Annotated in this window: 1 protein-coding gene; it reads left to right on the top strand. The window is 59.3% G+C overall.

Translation table 11 applies throughout. The features are described 5' to 3' along the window. Positions 1-173: 173 nt before the first annotated feature. Positions 174-732, top strand: a 559-nt coding sequence (locus AC1DWI_RS25265) for a hypothetical protein (protein WP_477726197.1), incomplete at its 3' end; no start/stop codon positions are given.

Genomic DNA, 732 nt, shown 5'->3' with positions numbered 1-732 from the left:
CTTGGCGGAGACATTCGCTGAGCAGGCCATGGGCTATCGCGATGACGTTGATCCGGCGGCCTGGGAAGCTCTTTTCAAGCAATACGGCTTGTTATAAGCGTCAATAGCTATTCACTCGAAGTGATGGGGCCTGAGCGGCGCCACCAGCCATCCACACAGGAATAGGTTTTTACATGTCCGAACAGTTCTCCGTCAAAATCAAAATCGCCAGCGCCGAGAAGTCCTCGCGCGAGTTGCTCACCCAGTTGGCCTCAGCCCTGGGTGAAGATGACTATGCCGCCATGCGGCAGATAGTCACCGAGGTGCTCAAGGGCGCACCGAGCGGCAAAGACGCAAGAGCGCTGGTTGCCGCGCTGCTGCTGCCGTGCTCGGAATACGGCCCTGCTGAAGTTCCGTTTCTGGATGCGCTGTGCGGCGCGCTGGAAGATGCGAGCGCGTACCTGCAGGTTAGCGGCAGCAAGAAGCTCAGCATCGAACTGGGTGGCGCAGACAACGGCACGGCCGATGCGGTGGCCTACCTGCTGGCACTGCTGCACAGCCTGCCCGTTGATGGCCTGGAGGCGACGGGCAAGGGCTTCACGTGGATGGCCAAGTGGGCTTGCGACGCGCAGGGGATTTTGCAAACCGCATCGTATGAGCCTCTGGATGAGGGTCAGAGAATTGATCCCAAGGCGGACGAAAAGCTGCGCCGCAAGGTTCAAAAGGAGAACAAGGCATTCCTCAACACACCTT

It is taken from the genome of Polaromonas sp. P3_C2 (assembly GCF_056402675.1).
This window is presented reverse-complemented; position numbering and strand designations above follow the sequence as displayed.